Origin of the sequence: Allosphingosinicella indica (assembly GCF_900177405.1) — a bacterium.
Lineage (GTDB): Bacteria > Pseudomonadota > Alphaproteobacteria > Sphingomonadales > Sphingomonadaceae > Allosphingosinicella > Allosphingosinicella indica.
In genome coordinates this window covers 589,214-604,446 of the sequence record NZ_LT840185.1, presented here as the reverse complement: position 1 = coordinate 604,446, position 15,233 = coordinate 589,214, and the positions used below count along the sequence as shown (strand labels likewise).

Here is a 15,233-nt window from a genome sequence, read left to right as displayed (position 1 = left end):
CAATTTCTGGCTGTGGCATGAATGATACTCTTGGTGACGTGAATCTTAACGACGCGCTGGCCCGCGCGCGGCAACACGCACCCTTCCTGCGGCAGCGGCTGGAGAGCGACCCCGCGCTGGCGCACATGCTGGCCGCCGGCCGGCTTGCTGATGCGCTCGTCATGGCCGGAAATACTGGTGACGACATCGACGACGTGGGGATCGCGCTGCGGCGGCAGCGAAGCGCGGTCGCGACCGTCTTGGCGATCGGCGATCTTGCAGGCGCGCTGCCGCTCGAAGCGGTGGTCGAGGGCTTGTCGGACCTCGCCGATCGCGCGCTCGAGCGGGCGATCACCGCGGCGATGCTCGCGCGCACGCCCGACGAGGCGCCGCGCGGTTTCGCGGTCATCGCGCTGGGCAAGCATGGCAGCCGCGAACTCAATTATTCGTCCGACATCGACGTGCTGTTCCTCTACGATCCGCGCACGCTGCCGCTGAAACCGCGCGAGGATCACCAGCAGGCGGCGCTGCGCATCGGCCAGAAGGTCGTCGAGCAGCTCCAGGCGCGGACCAGCGACGGTTATGTGTTCCGCGTCGATCTGCGGCTCCGCCCGTCGCCCGAAGTGACGCCGATCGCGCTGCCGGTCGACGCCGCCATCTCTTATTATGAATCGCAGGCGCTGCCGTGGGAGCGGGCGGCGTTCATCCGCGCGCGCTTCGTGGCGGGCGATGCTGCGGTGGGCCGCTACTTTCTGGACGCGATCCATCCGTTCGTGTGGCGCCGCAGCCTCGATTTCGGCGCCATCGGAGAGATACGTTCGATCACCGGGCGGATCCGCGATCATTATGCGCAAGGGCAGGCGCTTGGCCCGCGCTATGATCTGAAGCGCGGGCGCGGCGGCATCCGCGAGATCGAATTCTTCGCGCAGGCGCATCAGCTCATCCACGGCGGTCGCGAGCCGGCGCTACGCGCACCCGCGACGCTTGACGCGCTCGCAGCCTTGGCCGCAGGCGGGCGGATCAGCGAGGCGCAGGCGGCGATGCTGTCGGAGGCATATCGACTGTTCCGGACGGTCGAGCATCGCCTGCAGATGGTCGATGATCGCCAGACGCACAGCCTGCCCGAAGGCGCAGCGCTCGACAATGTCGCGCGGCTGCACGGGCTGGCCGACGGGCCGGCGCTCGTCGATCTGCTCGCGCCGCATGTCGCCAAGGTCGCCGCCAATTACGACGCCCTCGCGGACGACGATGACGAGCAGAACGCGCGCCTGCCGCGTGATGCCGCGCCGCTGGAAGAAGCCCTTGCGCGCGCCGGCTTCAGCGAGGCCGAGGCTGCGCGGCAGCGGGTCGAGAGCTGGCGCTCGGGGCGGGCGCGTTCGCTCCAGGCGGGCGCCGCGCGCGAGGCGTTCGAGGCGCTGCTTCCGGCGCTGATCGAGGCGCTCGGCGCATCGCCCGATCCGGCGCGCGCGCTCAACCGCTTCGACGATATCGTCGAGAAGCTGCCCGGCGGCGTCAATTTCTACCGCCTGCTGGAGGCGCGGCCCGCGCTGCTCCAGATTCTCGCCACCGTGCTCGCGCACGCACCGACGCTGGCCGAACAGCTCGGCCGCCGCCCGGGCCTTCTCGACGGCCTGATCGATGCCAGCGCCTTCGATCCGCCGCCCGAGGTCGACCGGCTGATCGCCGCCTTCTCGCGGCCCGAGCGCGACGGCGAGGATTATCAGATGGTGCTCGATCGCGTCCGCCGCCGCGTCAACGAGCGCCGCTTCGCGCTCGGCGCGCAGGTGGTGCTGGCGCGCAGCGAACCGATCGACGTGGCGCACGGCTATGCGCGCGTGGCGGAAGCCGCGCTCAACGTGCTCGCCGACGCCGCCATCGCCGAATTCGCCGCGCAGCATGGACGCGTGCCGGGGGGCGAACTCCTCGTGCTCGGCCTCGGCCGGCTCGGCGGTGCGGCGCTCACCCATGCGTCCGATCTCGATCTGGTCTACCTGTTCACCGGCAGCCATGAGGCGGTCTCGGACGGGCGCCGTCCGCTCAGCGCCACCGATTATTTCAACCGGCTCGCGCCGCGCGTGTCGTCCGCGCTGTCGGTGCCGACGGCGGCGGGGCCGCTCTACGAGGTTGATACGCGGCTCCGACCGCACGGCGGCGACGGGCTGCTCGCAGTGTCGCTCGAAAGCTTCGCCACCTATCAGCGCGAACGCGCCTGGACTTTTGAGCATATGGCGCTGACCCGCGCGCGGCCGGTCTATGGCTCCGCCGATGGCCGGGCGGCGCTGCAGGCGATCGTCGATGCGGCGCTGTGCAGCCCGCGCGATCCCGCCGTGCTCACCGCCGACGCGGCGCGGATGCGCGCCGAGGTTGCCCGTCACAAGCCGCCTGCAGGGCCCTTCGACATCAAGATGGGCGAGGGCGGGCTGGTCGATCTCGAATTCGCGATCCACACGCTGCAATTGCGCGAGGGGATCGGCATCGATCCGCGGCTGGAATGCGCGATCCCGGTGCTGACCGATGCCGGGTTCGTACCTGCCGGGATCCGCGATGCGCTGCGCCTGCTTACCGCCATGCTGGTGACCATGCGGCTCGTCTCCCCCGCCTCCGCCGAGCCGCCGGAAGCCTCGCGCGCGCTGGTGGCCCGCGCGTGCGGGGTTGAGGATTGGGACGCGCTGCTTGCGGCGCACGACGCGGCACGGCAGAGCGTATCGGCGCTGTGGCGATCGGTCGCGCAGACGGCAGGAGACGAATGATGGTGGACGAAGGCAGCCCGGTTCCGGACGTCGCGATGGAAGGCGCGGAGGGCAAGCCGATCAGCCCCGCGGACTTCAAGGGCCACAAACTTGTCGTCTTCTTCTATCCGAAGGACGACACCTCGGGCTGCACGCGCGAGGCCAAGGACTTCACGGCATCGGCCGACGAATTCCGCAAGGCGGACACCTGGCTGCTCGGCATTTCCAAGGACGATCGTCGCTCTCACGAGAAGTTCACCGCCAAATATGATCTCTCTGTTCCGCTCGCCTCCGACGTCGACGGCGCCGCGTGCGCGGCGTTCGGCACCTGGGTCGAAAAGTCGATGTACGGCCGGAAATATATGGGAATCGAACGCGCTACCTTCCTCGTCGACCGCGATGGCGTGATCAAAAAGGTGTGGCGCAAGGTCAAGGTTCCGGGTCATGTCGACGCGGTTCTGGCCGCCGCGCGCGAGCTTCCCTGACGTTGGCGGGTTTCAGCGGGCGTTCATGCGATGAACCGCTAACCGGGGGCGTGAATATGCGTATCGCCACCGGCCTGTTGCTTACCGCCGTGCTGAGCGCCTGTGCGTCCGGACCCGATTATCGGCCGGCGCCGGCCAGTGCTCTCGGGGTTCCAGATGCCTATCACGGCCCGGGCGCCAATCCCGGCGAGCCGCAGCAACTCGCGACCTGGTGGCAGCGGTTCGACGATCCCCTGCTCACCGATCTCGTCGACCGCTCGATCGCGGGCAATCTCGATCTTGCCGCGGCTGCGGCGCGGCTGCGGCAGGCGCGCGAGGCGCTGGTCCAGGCGCGCGCCGGCTATCTGCCGAGCGTCGGCGCTTCCGCGGGCGTCAATCGCAGCATCGGCGCGGGTAACGACAGTACCAATTTCTCGCTCGGCGGCGATGCCGCGTGGGAGGCCGATCTGTTCGGCGGCATCCGTCGCAGCGTCGAGGCCGCGCGCGCCGACAAGGAAGGCGCTGGCTTCGATCTTGCCGGCGTTCGCGTCGCGATCGTTGCGGAAACGGCGAACAATTACATCAGCGCGCGCCTCGCGCAGGAGCGCCTCGCGATCGCCCGCGATTCTCTCGCCATCGCCGATGATAATCTGGATATCGCCGGCTGGCGCGTGCAGGCGGGCCTCGTCTCGTCGCTCGACAGCGAGCAGGCGCGGGCGGCGCGCGCGCAAACCGCCGCGTCGATCCCCAATATCGAGACGAGCTATGCCGCCGCCGCCTATCGGCTCGCGGTGTTGACCGGGCAGGCGCCGGGCGCGATCAACCCGTCGCTCGATCCCGTCCGTCCGGTGCCTACCGGTCCCGCCGACATCGCGGTAGGTATTCCGGCCGACACGCTCCGCCAGCGTCCCGACGTGCGCGGCGCCGAACGCAGCCTTGCCGCCGCCACCGCGCGGATCGGCGTTGCTGAAGCGCAGCTCTACCCAGCGCTCCGCATCGGCGGGAACATCGGCACCAGCGCTTTCTCGATCGGCGGGCTGTTCGATGCGATCACGGGCAGCCTGTTCGCCGGGCTCAGCCAGACGATCTTCGACGGCGGCAGGCTGCGCAGTCAGGTCCGCAGCCAGCAGGCCGCCGCCGACGGCGCCTATGCGAGCTATCGGCAGACGGTGCTGACCGGGCTGGAGGATGTCGAGAATGCGCTGCAGGCGCTGACCGCCGCCGAGCGCCGCCAGCGCGAGTTCGCGATCGCCTTCGACGCCGCAAGCAACACCGCGATCCTTGCGCGCAGCCAGTATCGCGCCGGCCTCACCGATTTCCAGACCCTGCTGGAAGCCGAGCGGTCGCTCCTATCCTCGCGCGACGGGCAGGCCAACGCCCGCGCCGATCGCGCGTTCGCGCTCGTCCAGCTCTATCGTGCGCTGGGCGGCGGATGGGACCCCCTTGCCGAGGGTAGCAACGCATGACCGACACCGCATCCCCACCGCCGCCGGGCGAAAAAGCCGATCTCGACGAATTCCTCGGCGCGCCCAAGGAAAGCCCGTGGCGGCGCCGCGCGATCATCGCTGGGACGATCGTACTGCTTGTCGCGGTCGTCCTGCTGCTGGTGCGCTGCTTCGGCGGCGATGAAGAGGGCGGCTATGCGACCGCGCCGGTGCGGCGTGGCGATCTCACCGTCACCGTCTCCGCCACCGGCAATATCGCGCCGACCAACCAGGTCGAGGTCGGCTCCGAGCAGTCGGGTCTCGTCACCGCGGTGTTTGCCGACAACAATGATCGCGTCACCAAGGGCCAGCCGCTAGCCCGGCTCGATACCTCGCGGCTGCTCGATGCCGTGACGCAGGCGCGCGCCGCCTTGGCTTCGGCGCAGGCGCAAGTCGCGCAGGCGGAAGCGACGCGGGTGCAGGCCCGCGCCAACCTCGCGCGGCTCGAGGAAGTATCGCGGCTGTCGGGCGGCAAGGTGCCTTCGAAGGTCGAGCTGGAGACGGGCCGCGCCGAGGCGCAGCGCGCGGTCGCATCGGTCAACGCCGCGCAGGCCGCAGTCGCGCAGGCCCGCGCGCAGGTGTCCTCGGCCGAGACCAATCTTTCCAAGGCGACGATCTATTCGCCGGTCAACGGCGTCGTGCTCTCGCGCCAGGTCGATCCGGGGCAGACCGTTGCCGCCTCGCTCAACGCGCCGGTGCTGTTCGTCATCGCCGAGGATCTCTCGCGGATGAAGCTCGAAGTGAAGGTCGACGAAGCCGATGTCGGCCAGGTGAAAGACGGACAGCGCGCGACCTTTACCGTCGATGCCTTTCCGGGCCGCAGCTTCCCGGCGACGATCCAGCGCGTCGATGTCGGCGCCAACGCGACGCAGCAGACGACCTCGACCGGCACCAGCACGTCCTCGACATCGTCAGGCAGCAACGTCATCGCCTATACGGCGGTGCTCACTGTCGCGAACGCCGACCTTCAGCTTCGTCCCGGCATGACCGCGACGGCGGACATCGTGACGTTCGAAAAGCGCAACGTGATCACGGTGCCGAATGCGGCGCTGCGCTTCTCGCCCGATCAGTCGGGCAGCGGCCAGAAGGCGGGCGGCGTCACCAGCGTGCTCGTCCCCCAGCGCGGCCGGCGCGGCAATCGCGCCGAGCGTGAGGTCACCATCGGCCGCGGCAGCCGCCAGACCCTCTATGTCGTCGGCGCGGACGGCGAGCCGCAGCCGGTGCAGGTCGTCGTCGGCGAGACCGACGGCGCGCGCACCGAAGTCAGCGGCGAAGGGCTCCGGCCGGGGATGCAGGTCATCACCGCCCGTCTCGCCGCGGGCCAGCAGAGCCGCAGCGAAGGAGCGCGCTCCGGTCGCCGCGGCGGCGGCGGTGGTAGTGGCGGAGGTCAGGGCGGCGGTGGCGGTGGCCGGGGTGGTGGCGGTGGCGGCTGATCCGCTCATCCGCCTCAAGGGTGTCACCAAGACCTACGGCACCGGCGCGACCGCTTTCCAGGCGCTGAAGGGCGTCGATCTCGACGTCGCGCAGGGCGAGTTTCTGGCGGTGATGGGCCCGTCTGGCTCGGGCAAGTCGACGGCGATGAACATCCTCGGCTGTCTCGACGTACCGACCGGCGGCAATTATCTCTTCCGCGGCGTGCCGGTCGAGACGCTCGACCGCGATCAGCGCGCCTTGCTGCGCCGCAAATATCTCGGCTTCGTCTTCCAGGGCTTCAACCTGCTCGCCCGCACGAGCGCGCTCGAGAATGTCGAGCTGCCCTTGCTCTACCGCGGCGAGACCAAGGAAGAGCGACACAAGGCCGGCATGGCGGCGCTGGAGAAGGTGGGGCTCGCCGACTGGTGGGACCATACCCCCGCCGAGCTCTCCGGCGGCCAGCAGCAGCGCGTCGCCATCGCCCGCGCGATCGTCACCCATCCCGACGTGCTGCTTGCCGACGAGCCGACCGGCAATCTCGATTCCGAACGCTCGGTGGAGATCATGGAACTGCTCACCGATCTAAATCGCAACGCCGGCATTACCGTACTGATGGTGACGCACGAGCCCGAGATGGCGGCCTTCGCGCGCAGCATCGTCCATTTCAAAGACGGGCTCGTCGAGCGGTTCGAGAGGGGAGGCGGCGGCTGATGCTCGGCACAACGATCATCCTGGCGGTGCGCGAGATACGGCGCCACCTGCTCCGCTCGTTCCTCACCATCCTCGGCATCGTCATCGGCGTATCGGCGGTGGTGACGATGGTGACGCTCGGCAACGGCGCGACCAAGGCGGTGCAGGACCAGATCGCCGGGCTCGGCGCCAACATCCTCCAGATCCGCCCCGGCCAGGGGTTCGGCCGCGGCGGCGGCGGGCCACGGCCGCCGGACTTCAAAATGCAGGATGTCGATGCGATCCGCGAGCAGGTGCCGGGGGTCCGCGCGGTTGCGCCGCAGACGAGCACCACCGTCACCGCGATCCGCAACGCCGCCAACTGGTCGACCACCGTCAACGGCACCACCGGCGATTATTTTGTCGCGCAGAACTGGCCGCTCTCGGGCGGCAGCCTGTTCACCGAAGCCGACGAGGAATCAGGCAAGGCGGTCTGCATCATCGGCGATACCGTGCGGCAGAATCTGTTCCGTGGCAGCGATCCGGTCGGCGAGCGGTTCCGCGTCGGCGAAGTGAGCTGCGATGTCGTCGGCACGCTGTCGCGGCGCGGGCAGGGCGGTTTCGGCGCCGATCAGGACGATGTCGTCATCATGCCGATCAAGGCGGTGCAGCGGCGCTTCACCGGCGATCGCGACGTGCGCAACATCATGGTCGCGGTGGACGACAATTACGACACCGGATCGGTGCAATCCTCGATCAGCGATCTGCTGCGCGAGCGGCGCGGGCTGCAGCCCGGGACGCCGGACAATTTCAACATCTTCGACACCCAGCAGATATCGGACACGCTGTCCGGCACCACGCGCATCCTGACGACGGTGATGGGCGCGGTGGCCGCGGTCAGCCTGCTGGTGGGCGGCATCGGGATCATGAACATCATGCTGGTGTCGGTGACCGAGCGAACTCGCGAGATCGGCATCCGCCTCGCCATCGGCGCGGTGGCGCGCGAGGTGCTGCTGCAATTCCTGGTGGAAGCGGTGGTGCTGGCGATGCTCGGCGGGCTCGTCGGGCTCGCGCTCGCCTTGTTGGCGACGGTCATCCTCGCGCCGATCATCCAGGTGCCGTTCCTGTTCGATCCGCAGATCAACCTCGTCGCCTTCGCTTTCTCCGCGCTGATCGGCGTGGTGTTCGGCTATTTCCCGGCCCGCCGCGCCGCCGCCCTCAACCCGATCGACGCGCTCCGCCATGAATGACGTCGCGGCGGCCTGCCGCGCGGTGCTGACGGCGGGCGAACCGCGCGAGAAGGTGAAAGCGGCGCGTCAGGCGTGGCGCGCGCTCAAGGCCGGTCGGCTCGATCACCACTTTGGCGTGGCGATGCCCGACGCTCCGGCGCGCCCGGACCGTCCCGAACTGCTCGCGCCGTCGCATATGCCAAAGCGCGGCCGCGCGGGATCGGAGCGATCGCGGATCGCGATGCTGCACGCGCTGGCGCATATCGAATTCTCCGCGATCGATCTCGCCTTCGATTGCGCCGGCCGGTTCGGCGCAGACTTCCCGCCGGAGTTCACCGCCGACTGGTTTTCGGTCGGTGCCGATGAAGCGATGCATTTCGCGCTGCTCGACCGGCGCCTCCGCGCGCTCGGATCGCATTATGGCGCGCTCCCCGCGCATGACGGATTGTGGGAAGCCGCGGCGGCGACGGCGCACGACGTGATGGCGCGCCTTGCTGTCGTCCCGATGGCGCTGGAAGCGCGGGGGCTGGACGTGACGCCGGCGACGGTGGCGCGGTTCGAGGCGGCCGGAGACATGCGATCGGCCGCCATTCTGATGCGCATCTATCGCGACGAAATCCGGCATGTCGGGGTCGGCACGCGCTGGTTTCGCGACGCCGCGGGATCGGCGGGATTCGAGGCTTCAGGCCGCTGGAAATGGTTAATCAGAACCTACTTTCGGGGCACGATTAAACCACCGTTCAACGACTCGGCGCGTGCGTCAGCCGGTTTGTCCCGCGATTTCTATGCAGGCCTTGCCGAGGAAAGTGTTCTTTAAGAGGCTAAGCTCATCCGTCGCGGGGTGGGCAACTTCCCGACGCATATACGCCGAACCGGAAGGTTCACATTTTTGGGTTTCACGGCCGCATTTCGCGATGCGGCCACGCCGACCTGTTCGGTCGCCGGGGATTTTATGATTGATCGAGTACCGACGTCCAATGCGTCTGCCGCCGGAAAGTTCCGGTCGCCGTTCCGCCACCGCGACATTTTCTTTCACGACGGCAAGCAGTTGCGCCGCGTGAGCGTCGCGCCGTCGGTGCAGGCCGCGGCGGTGCTGACCGTGCTGGCTTTGCTGCTGTGGTCGGCCTTCGCGACCGGCCAGATGCTGCTGGCGAATGCTCCAGGCGCCGAGCGCGCACCGATCAAGACCAATGTCTCGGCCGAGATGCTGCGCATGCAGCAGCAGGTCCAGGCGATGGAGCAGAATGTCGCCGCGATCCGCCAGGACGTGCGCGAGCGCTACCAGCTCACATCGCAGGAAGTCCGCAAGCTCGGCCTCGATCCGAAGCGTTTTACCAAGGGTGAATATACCGGCCAGGGTGGTCCCTTCGAAGCTGTCGAGCCGCTGAAAGCCGGCACCGATTCGAAGTTCAAGGAACTCTTTACGAGCTGGAAGCGCCTCGATCAGCTCGAACTCGGCACCATCTCCATTCCCTCCGCGCAGCCGGTTACCGGCACCGCCCTCACCAGCAACTATGGCGTCCGTTCCGATCCTTTCCGCGGCCGCGCCGCCATGCACGCCGGGATCGATCTCGCCGGCCCCACGGGCACCCCGATCTACGCCACCGCCGACGGTTATGTGCAGCGCTCCGAATGGGCGGGCGGCTACGGCAATCTCGTCGAGCTGAGCCACGGGCGCGGCATCCAGACGCGCTACGGTCACCTTTCGCGCTCGGTGGTCAACGCCGGCGACAAGGTGAAGCGCGGCCAGCTCATCGCCTACATGGGTTCCACCGGCCGCTCGACCGGCAGCCACCTCCACTATGAAGTGCGCGTCGACGGCAAGGCCGTGAACCCGATCCCCTTCATGCAGGGCACCGACTATCTCCTCGCGGTCCAGCGCCGCGCCGCGGCCGGCAACACCCAGGTCGCGATGGGCGGGCCGGAAGCCTCCAAGTAATTCGAACAGCCGAAAAGGCAGGAGAGGAGCCCCGCCGGTCGATCGCGACCGGCGGGGTTTTTCGCTTCTATCGGGGAGTGGCGTGCTGCCGGCTTTGAGCCGGTCGCAGCGACAGCGGCCCGGCGCGGCTGCCGGGCCTAGGCTTACTTGCCGCGCTTCTTGCGGTGGGTGTCGAGATCGAGGACGCTGCTCGCCTCGCCCTCGGGCATCAGGCCGAGGCGGCGCGCGACTTCCTGATAGGCTTCGGCCTCGCCGCCGAGATCGCGGCGGAAGCGGTCCTTGTCGAGCTTCTCGTTGGTCGCCATGTCCCACAGGCGGCAGCCGTCGGGGCTGATCTCGTCGGCCAGGATCACGCGGGCATATTCGTTTTCCCAGATGCGGCCGAACTCCAGCTTGAAGTCGATCAGCCGGATGCCGATCCCGGCGAACAGGCCGGATAGGAAATCGTTCACGCGGATCGCCATGTCCGCCATGTCGTTCATCTCGTCCTGGCTCGCCCAGCCGAAGGCGGCGATATGCTCGTCGGCGATCAGCGGATCGCCCAGCGCATCGTCCTTGTAATAATATTCGATGATCGTGCGGGGGAGTTGCGTCCCTTCCTCGATGCCGAGCCGCTTGCTGAGCGTGCCGGCAGCGACGTTGCGCACGACGACCTCGATCGGGATGATCTCGACCTGGCGGATGAGCTGCTCGCGCATGTTGAGACGGCGCAGGAAATGCGTCGGTACGCCGATCTGGCCGAGAAGCGTGAAAATATGTTCGGAAATGCGGTTGTTGAGCACGCCCTTGCCGGCGATCGAGCCGCGCTTTTGCGCGTTGAACGCGGTCGCGTCGTCCTTGAAATACTGGATCAGCGTGCCGGGCTCCGGACCCTCGTAGAGGATCTTGGCCTTGCCCTCGTAGATCTGGCGGCGGCGCGACATGGCGGGTCTCCAAAAGGCAGGCGCCCCGCGCGCGGCGTGATGAAACGCGCGGACGGGGCGGAAGCGGCGGCTATATCGGCGCGGACGCGATTCCGCAATGCGCGCGCAGGGAGCGGTCAGGTGACCTTGCCGCGCACCGCATATCGGGGCTCGCGCCACGTTTCGCGGCCCATGATCTCCGCCATGATATCGACCGCGCGCCATACGTCCTCGAAGCCGAGATACAGCGGGGTGAGGCCGAAGCGGACCACGTCGGGCGCACGGAAATCGCCGATCACGCCGCGCGCGATCAGCGCCTGGCAGATCTCGAACGCATGGGGATGCGCGAAGCTGATGTGGCTGCCGCGTGCATTGCGCTCGGCGGGCGAGATGCAGGTGAGGTCGGGGCACCGCTCGGCGGCGAGCGCCGCGAAGAGTTCGAACAGCGCCGCCGATTTGCCCCAGAGCGCATCGAGATCGACGCCCTCGAAGGCATCGACGCCCGCCTCCAGCCCCGCAAGGCTCAGCACCGGCGGTGTGCCGGCAAGGAAGCGCGCGATGCCGGGGGCGGGGACATAATCGTCGGTGAAGGCGAAGGGCTCGGCATGGCCCATCCATCCGCGCAGCGGCGAGATCAGCCGATCCTGGAGATGCTCGGCGATGTAGAGGAAAGCCGGCGCGCCGGGGCCGCCGTTCAGATATTTGTAGCCGCAGCCGATTGCCAGCTCCGCACCGTCGGCGTTGAGCGCGAGCGGCACCGCGCCGGCACTGTGGCTCAAGTCCCAGATCGTCCGCGCGCCGGCCGCCTTGGCCTTCGCGGTGAGCGCCGCCATGTCGAATTTCGCGCCACTCTTATAATGGGTGTGGGTGAGCAGCAGGAGGTTGGTGTCCTCGCCGATCGCGCCCTCGACCTCGGCGCGCTCGACCGTCTCCAGCCGCATCCCCGGCACCATCTCCACCGCACCACTCGCGATGTGGAGATCGGTGTGGAAATTGCCCTTCTCGGACAGGAGCACCGGCCGATCCGGCGTCAGCGGCGCCGCGGCGACGATCAGCTTGAACAGGTTCACCGAGGTCGAATCCGCCACGATCACTTCGTGCGGCTTGGCGCCGATCAGCGCGGCGATCTTGGCACCGACGCGTTGCGGGGCGTCGATCCAGTCCGCGTCGTTCCAGCTCCGGATGAGCGCCTCGCCCCATTCGCGCGTGACGACTTCGGCGAGCCGGCCGACGCTCGCCTTGGGCAGTGCGCCGAGCGAATTGCCGTCGAGATAGAGGATGCCGTCGGGGAGGTGGAAACGATTGCGGATCGCGCGCAGCGGATCGGCGGCGTCGAGCGCCCTGGCTTCGTCGCGGGTCATCGTTTGAGCGCCTTCTCGATTTCCGCGACCGCGGCCTTCCACGCATCGCTCTCGGGCGCGATCAGCTCGACATGGCCGGTGCGGTCGATCACGCGCACTGCGACATCGTCGCCTGCCGCGCGCATCGGCGCGGCATAGCCTTCGGCATAAGCGAGCGGGATGATCTTGTCCTGCCGCCCGTTGACCAAGACCTGCGGCACGCCGAGCGGCTTCAGCCGTGGCACCGACGTATCGGCGAACCGGCCGCCGGTGAGCTTCTCGATCACTTCGGTGCCGCAGCCACTGCCCGGCGGGCGCGCGGCTTCCTCGAGATCGGGCAGTCCGCCGAGGCTGACGACATGATGGATAGGGAGAGGATTGGCGGTGTGGAGCGGACTGTTGGCCGGCAGCCGGGGCCGCGCGGCGAGCCACAGCGCGAGATGGCCTCCCGCCGAATGGCCGGTCGCGACGAGATTGGTGAGGTCGAGCCCATATTCGGCGGCATGGTCGCGCAAGGCGTCGGCGGCGCGCGCGGCGTCGAGGAAGGTGCCGGGATAACCGCCTCCCGTCCGATCGACCCCGCGATAATCGATGTTCCAGACGGCGATGCCGCGCTTCCTCAAATCGTCGGCGATCCAGTTCATGATCCGCCGGTCGGCGATGTCGGTGGTCCAGCAGCCGCCGTGCACCATCAGCACGGTGGGGTGCGGCCCCTTGCCCTCGGGCAACCACAGATCGACCGATTGCAGCGCGGATTCGCCGTAGCGAATGTTGCGCGTCGGCTCGGGCCGCGGCCGCTCGAGCAGGTCCGGCCAGACCATCAGGCCATCGGGGCCGGACGCGCGGTTGGGCGGGGGCGGGGCGTCTGTCGTCATCGCACAGCCGGTTAGGGCGGCGATCGCGAGCAAGGCAAGCGGCTTCATCATGCGATTTCCCTTAGGCGCTCGCGCCAGCCTCCGCTAGCGAACGTGCGAAGAGGACGACGAGCGAGGGCACGCATGAACCTGCACGATCTGGATGACGTCATCGCCGCTTTCTACGCGAGCATCTCCGGCACGGCGGGCGGGCAGGATTGGGAAACCTCGAAGCTGCTGCTGCATCCCGATGCGCGCATGGTCCGCACCCGCCTCGACGAAGATGGCAAGCCGATCGCCTGGTCCTTCTCGGTCGACAGTTATCGCGAGAATACCGCGCCGCTGCTTGCGGGCATGGATTTCTACGAGGTCGAGATCGCGCGCCGCACCGTGCGCTTCGGCAATGTCGCGCAGGCCTTTTCCGCCTACGAGGCTTATGACGCGCCGGAGCGTGGCAAATTGCTCAAGCGCGGCATGAACATGATCCATCTCTACGACGACGGCACGCGCTGGTGGATCATGCACGTCATCTGGGACGACGAGCGCGAGGGGCTGCGCATCCCGGACCGCGCCTGGTTCGACCGCGATTGAGGCCGGCGGGCGCGTCGGCTATCGGCGCCGCCATGACCGATCCCGCCACCATCCGCCGTCTCTACGGCCGCGCCAAGGGGCACAAGCTGCGCCAGGGGCAGGCCGCGCTGCTCGAAGAGCTGCTGCCCGCGATCAGCGTACCGGAGGAGGGGCCGGTCGATGCCGAGATCCTGTTCGGCGATGCGCGCCCGCTCCATTTCGAGATCGGCTTCGGCAGCGGCGAGCATCTCGCCTATCGCGCCGATCTGCTGCCTGATCACGGCTTCATCGGCTGCGAGCCGTTCCTGAACGGCGTCGTCGGCGCGCTGCTCCACGTCCGCGACCGGCACCTGCCCAACGTCCGCATCCACATGGGCGATGCGCTCGACGTGCTGGAGCGGCTGCCCGATGCTTCGCTCCGTTTCGTCTATCTGCTCCACCCCGATCCCTGGCCGAAGGCGCGTCATGCCAAAAGGCGGATGGTCAACAACGGCCCGCTCGACCTCATCGCCGCCAAGCTCCAGCCGGGCGGCGAGTTCCGGCTCGGCACCGACGATCCGGTCTATTGCCGCTGGTCGATGATGGTGATGAACAAGCGCCGCGACTTCGAATGGCTCGCCGAAAGCGCCTCGGACTTCCTCACGCGCCCTGGCGGCTGGCCCGAGACCCGCTACGAAGCCAAGGCCCGCCGCAAGGGCCACGAAGTCTGGTACTTCCGCTACCGGCGGGTCTAGGCGAGCGCCGTCGCGAGGCTTGCGCCAACGTTCCCATCGGGCGTTCGGCTCGCGCTAGCGTCCACCTTCGAACCCTCGGCAACGGTGCGCGGCAGGATGGCCAGCGCCAGCAGATAGCCGATGATCGCGCTCCCGCCATATCCGACCAGCGGCGTCGGATAATTGCCGAGTGCCGCGGCGAGGATGACGGTGAGCCATGTCGCCCCTGCGACCGCACTGGCCGTGCGCGTGTTTGGACTGCGCAAGCCTACAAGCGGCGGCACCAACAGGAGCGCCGCGCCGCCCGCCACCGCTAGTCCCGCCGCGAGACCTGCGTCGAAGGCGGAATAGAATATGCCGTCGACGAAGGGCACGGCAGGGGAGAAATCCGGGATGGCGAGGGTAACGGCGAAAGCGGAGAGCCCCGCGGCAAGGCCGATACCGGCCCAGCGATCGCGTTCGAGAAGGAAGAGCGCACCCATCGCGGCAGCGAGCGTGGCCGCCATCGCACGATCCGGCTGCAGCGCCAGCGCCAGCGCCGCCAGCGTGATCCCGAAGGTCGAGGCCGGTGCCCGCGCACGCGCGAATGCGATGACGAGCATCGGCAGGAGGAGGAGGCTCGGCTGGAGCAGAATGGGCCCGAGCGCCGCCCAGCGGGTCACGCCCGTCGCCGTCACGCCGAACAGCGCGGTGGCGATCAACGCGCCGCCGATCGCGATCGCGGCGACGTCGCCCCGAGCATGAACTCCGATCCGGGCGACCGCGACCATCAGTAGAAGCCCCAATGCCACCGACGCGCCGTTGAGGATCAGCATCTGGGCCGGCGCGCCCGCGGCGACCATGTAGACTATTCCCAAGGCGACCGCCGCGACGGCGCAGCCGACGCCGATCGCCTTGGGATTTCCGTTCCGCCTCATCAACATCGTCCGTCCTCCCCCAACCGTTCGA

At 68.4% G+C, this 15,233-nt stretch carries 14 protein-coding genes; 10 read left to right on the top strand and 4 right to left on the bottom strand.

Annotation, left to right across the window (positions count from 1 at the left end):
* The first annotated feature begins 17 nt into the window (after positions 1–17).
* The 8 genes from B9N75_RS03095 (at position 18) to B9N75_RS03060 (ending at position 9,906) form a co-directional block, all read left to right on the top strand.
* Positions 18–2,729, top strand: a complete 2,712-nt coding sequence (locus tag B9N75_RS03095) for a bifunctional [glutamine synthetase] adenylyltransferase/[glutamine synthetase]-adenylyl-L-tyrosine phosphorylase (protein ID WP_085217477.1) — start codon at positions 18–20, stop codon at positions 2,727–2,729.
* On the top strand, positions 2,726–3,193 hold the full coding sequence (locus tag B9N75_RS03090; protein WP_085217476.1) for a redoxin domain-containing protein: 468 nt from the start codon (positions 2,726–2,728) through the stop codon (positions 3,191–3,193). Before B9N75_RS03095 ends, B9N75_RS03090 begins: the two co-directional genes overlap by 4 nt.
* Before the next feature lie 56 nt (positions 3,194–3,249).
* Positions 3,250–4,638: an efflux transporter outer membrane subunit gene (locus tag B9N75_RS03085; protein WP_085217475.1), complete on the top strand. Its 1,389-nt coding sequence runs from the start codon at positions 3,250–3,252 to the stop codon at positions 4,636–4,638.
* Positions 4,635–6,089 (top strand): efflux RND transporter periplasmic adaptor subunit, encoded by a 1,455-nt coding sequence (locus tag B9N75_RS03080; RefSeq protein WP_085217474.1) that lies wholly within the window; start codon positions 4,635–4,637, stop codon positions 6,087–6,089. The genes B9N75_RS03085 and B9N75_RS03080 overlap by 4 nt, the downstream gene beginning before the upstream one ends.
* Positions 6,079–6,780, top strand: coding sequence for an ABC transporter ATP-binding protein (locus tag B9N75_RS03075; protein WP_085219373.1), 702 nt, complete (start codon positions 6,079–6,081; stop codon positions 6,778–6,780). The genes B9N75_RS03080 and B9N75_RS03075 overlap by 11 nt, the downstream gene beginning before the upstream one ends.
* The gene (locus B9N75_RS03070; protein WP_085217473.1) at positions 6,780–7,988 is read left to right on the top strand and encodes an ABC transporter permease; all 1,209 of its coding nucleotides are present in this window, start codon (positions 6,780–6,782) and stop codon (positions 7,986–7,988) included. Before B9N75_RS03075 ends, B9N75_RS03070 begins: the two co-directional genes overlap by 1 nt.
* Positions 7,981–8,784, top strand: coding sequence for a ferritin-like domain-containing protein (locus B9N75_RS03065; RefSeq protein ID WP_085217472.1), 804 nt, complete (start codon positions 7,981–7,983; stop codon positions 8,782–8,784). Before B9N75_RS03070 ends, B9N75_RS03065 begins: the two co-directional genes overlap by 8 nt.
* 240 nt (positions 8,785–9,024) lie before the next feature.
* Positions 9,025–9,906: a M23 family metallopeptidase gene (locus B9N75_RS03060; RefSeq protein WP_342039337.1), complete on the top strand. Its 882-nt coding sequence runs from the start codon at positions 9,025–9,027 to the stop codon at positions 9,904–9,906.
* 143 nt (positions 9,907–10,049) lie between these two features.
* Here the strand turns inward: B9N75_RS03060 and purC are convergent, their stop codons facing one another.
* The 3 genes from purC to B9N75_RS03045 all read right to left on the bottom strand — a co-directional run bounded on the left by purC (position 10,050) and on the right by B9N75_RS03045 (position 13,074).
* Positions 10,050–10,829, bottom strand: a complete 780-nt coding sequence (purC, locus tag B9N75_RS03055) for a phosphoribosylaminoimidazolesuccinocarboxamide synthase (protein ID WP_085217470.1) — start codon at positions 10,827–10,829, stop codon at positions 10,050–10,052.
* A 116-nt stretch (positions 10,830–10,945) separates the two neighbouring features.
* Positions 10,946–12,169 (bottom strand): kynureninase, encoded by a 1,224-nt coding sequence (kynU, locus tag B9N75_RS03050; RefSeq protein WP_085217469.1) that lies wholly within the window; start codon positions 12,167–12,169, stop codon positions 10,946–10,948.
* Positions 12,166–13,074: an alpha/beta hydrolase gene (locus tag B9N75_RS03045; protein WP_244552407.1), complete on the bottom strand. Its 909-nt coding sequence runs from the start codon at positions 13,072–13,074 to the stop codon at positions 12,166–12,168. The genes kynU and B9N75_RS03045 overlap by 4 nt, the downstream gene beginning before the upstream one ends.
* A 72-nt stretch (positions 13,075–13,146) precedes the next feature.
* On the opposite strand from B9N75_RS03045, the gene B9N75_RS03040 reads away from it, so the two are divergent.
* Together B9N75_RS03040 and trmB are read left to right on the top strand one after the other, a co-directional pair.
* Entirely contained in the window at positions 13,147–13,593 is a 447-nt protein-coding gene (locus B9N75_RS03040) for a hypothetical protein (RefSeq protein WP_085217468.1), read from the top strand.
* A 32-nt stretch (positions 13,594–13,625) separates the two neighbouring features.
* Positions 13,626–14,306 (top strand): tRNA (guanine(46)-N(7))-methyltransferase TrmB, encoded by a 681-nt coding sequence (trmB, locus tag B9N75_RS03035; RefSeq protein WP_085217467.1) that lies wholly within the window; start codon positions 13,626–13,628, stop codon positions 14,304–14,306.
* On the opposite strand, the gene B9N75_RS03030 is transcribed toward trmB, so the two are convergent.
* A complete protein-coding gene (locus tag B9N75_RS03030; protein WP_157123667.1) occupies positions 14,303–15,202 on the bottom strand; it encodes a hypothetical protein in 900 nt (299 codons plus the stop codon). The genes trmB and B9N75_RS03030 overlap by 4 nt on opposite strands.
* Positions 15,203–15,233: the final 31 nt, after the last annotated feature.

Excerpts from the sequence above, each read along its gene's own strand:
- B9N75_RS03085 (WP_085217475.1), top strand. The coding sequence starts at position 3,250 with ATGCGTATCGCCACCGGCCTGTTGCTTACCGCCGTGCTGAGCGCCTGT.
- B9N75_RS03065 (WP_085217472.1), top strand. The coding sequence starts at position 7,981 with ATGAATGACGTCGCGGCGGCCTGCCGCGCGGTGCTGACGGCGGGCGAA.
- B9N75_RS03095 (WP_085217477.1), top strand. The coding sequence starts at position 18 with ATGAATGATACTCTTGGTGACGTGAATCTTAACGACGCGCTGGCCCGC.
- trmB (WP_085217467.1), top strand. The coding sequence starts at position 13,626 with ATGACCGATCCCGCCACCATCCGCCGTCTCTACGGCCGCGCCAAGGGG.
- purC (WP_085217470.1), bottom strand. The coding sequence starts at position 10,829 with ATGTCGCGCCGCCGCCAGATCTACGAGGGCAAGGCCAAGATCCTCTAC.
- B9N75_RS03030 (WP_157123667.1), bottom strand. The coding sequence starts at position 15,202 with ATGAGGCGGAACGGAAATCCCAAGGCGATCGGCGTCGGCTGCGCCGTC.
- B9N75_RS03045 (WP_244552407.1), bottom strand. The coding sequence starts at position 13,074 with ATGATGAAGCCGCTTGCCTTGCTCGCGATCGCCGCCCTAACCGGCTGT.
- kynU (WP_085217469.1), bottom strand. The coding sequence starts at position 12,169 with ATGACCCGCGACGAAGCCAGGGCGCTCGACGCCGCCGATCCGCTGCGC.
- B9N75_RS03080 (WP_085217474.1), top strand. The coding sequence starts at position 4,635 with ATGACCGACACCGCATCCCCACCGCCGCCGGGCGAAAAAGCCGATCTC.
- B9N75_RS03070 (WP_085217473.1), top strand. The coding sequence starts at position 6,780 with ATGCTCGGCACAACGATCATCCTGGCGGTGCGCGAGATACGGCGCCAC.
- B9N75_RS03090 (WP_085217476.1), top strand. The coding sequence starts at position 2,726 with ATGATGGTGGACGAAGGCAGCCCGGTTCCGGACGTCGCGATGGAAGGC.
- B9N75_RS03040 (WP_085217468.1), top strand. The coding sequence starts at position 13,147 with ATGAACCTGCACGATCTGGATGACGTCATCGCCGCTTTCTACGCGAGC.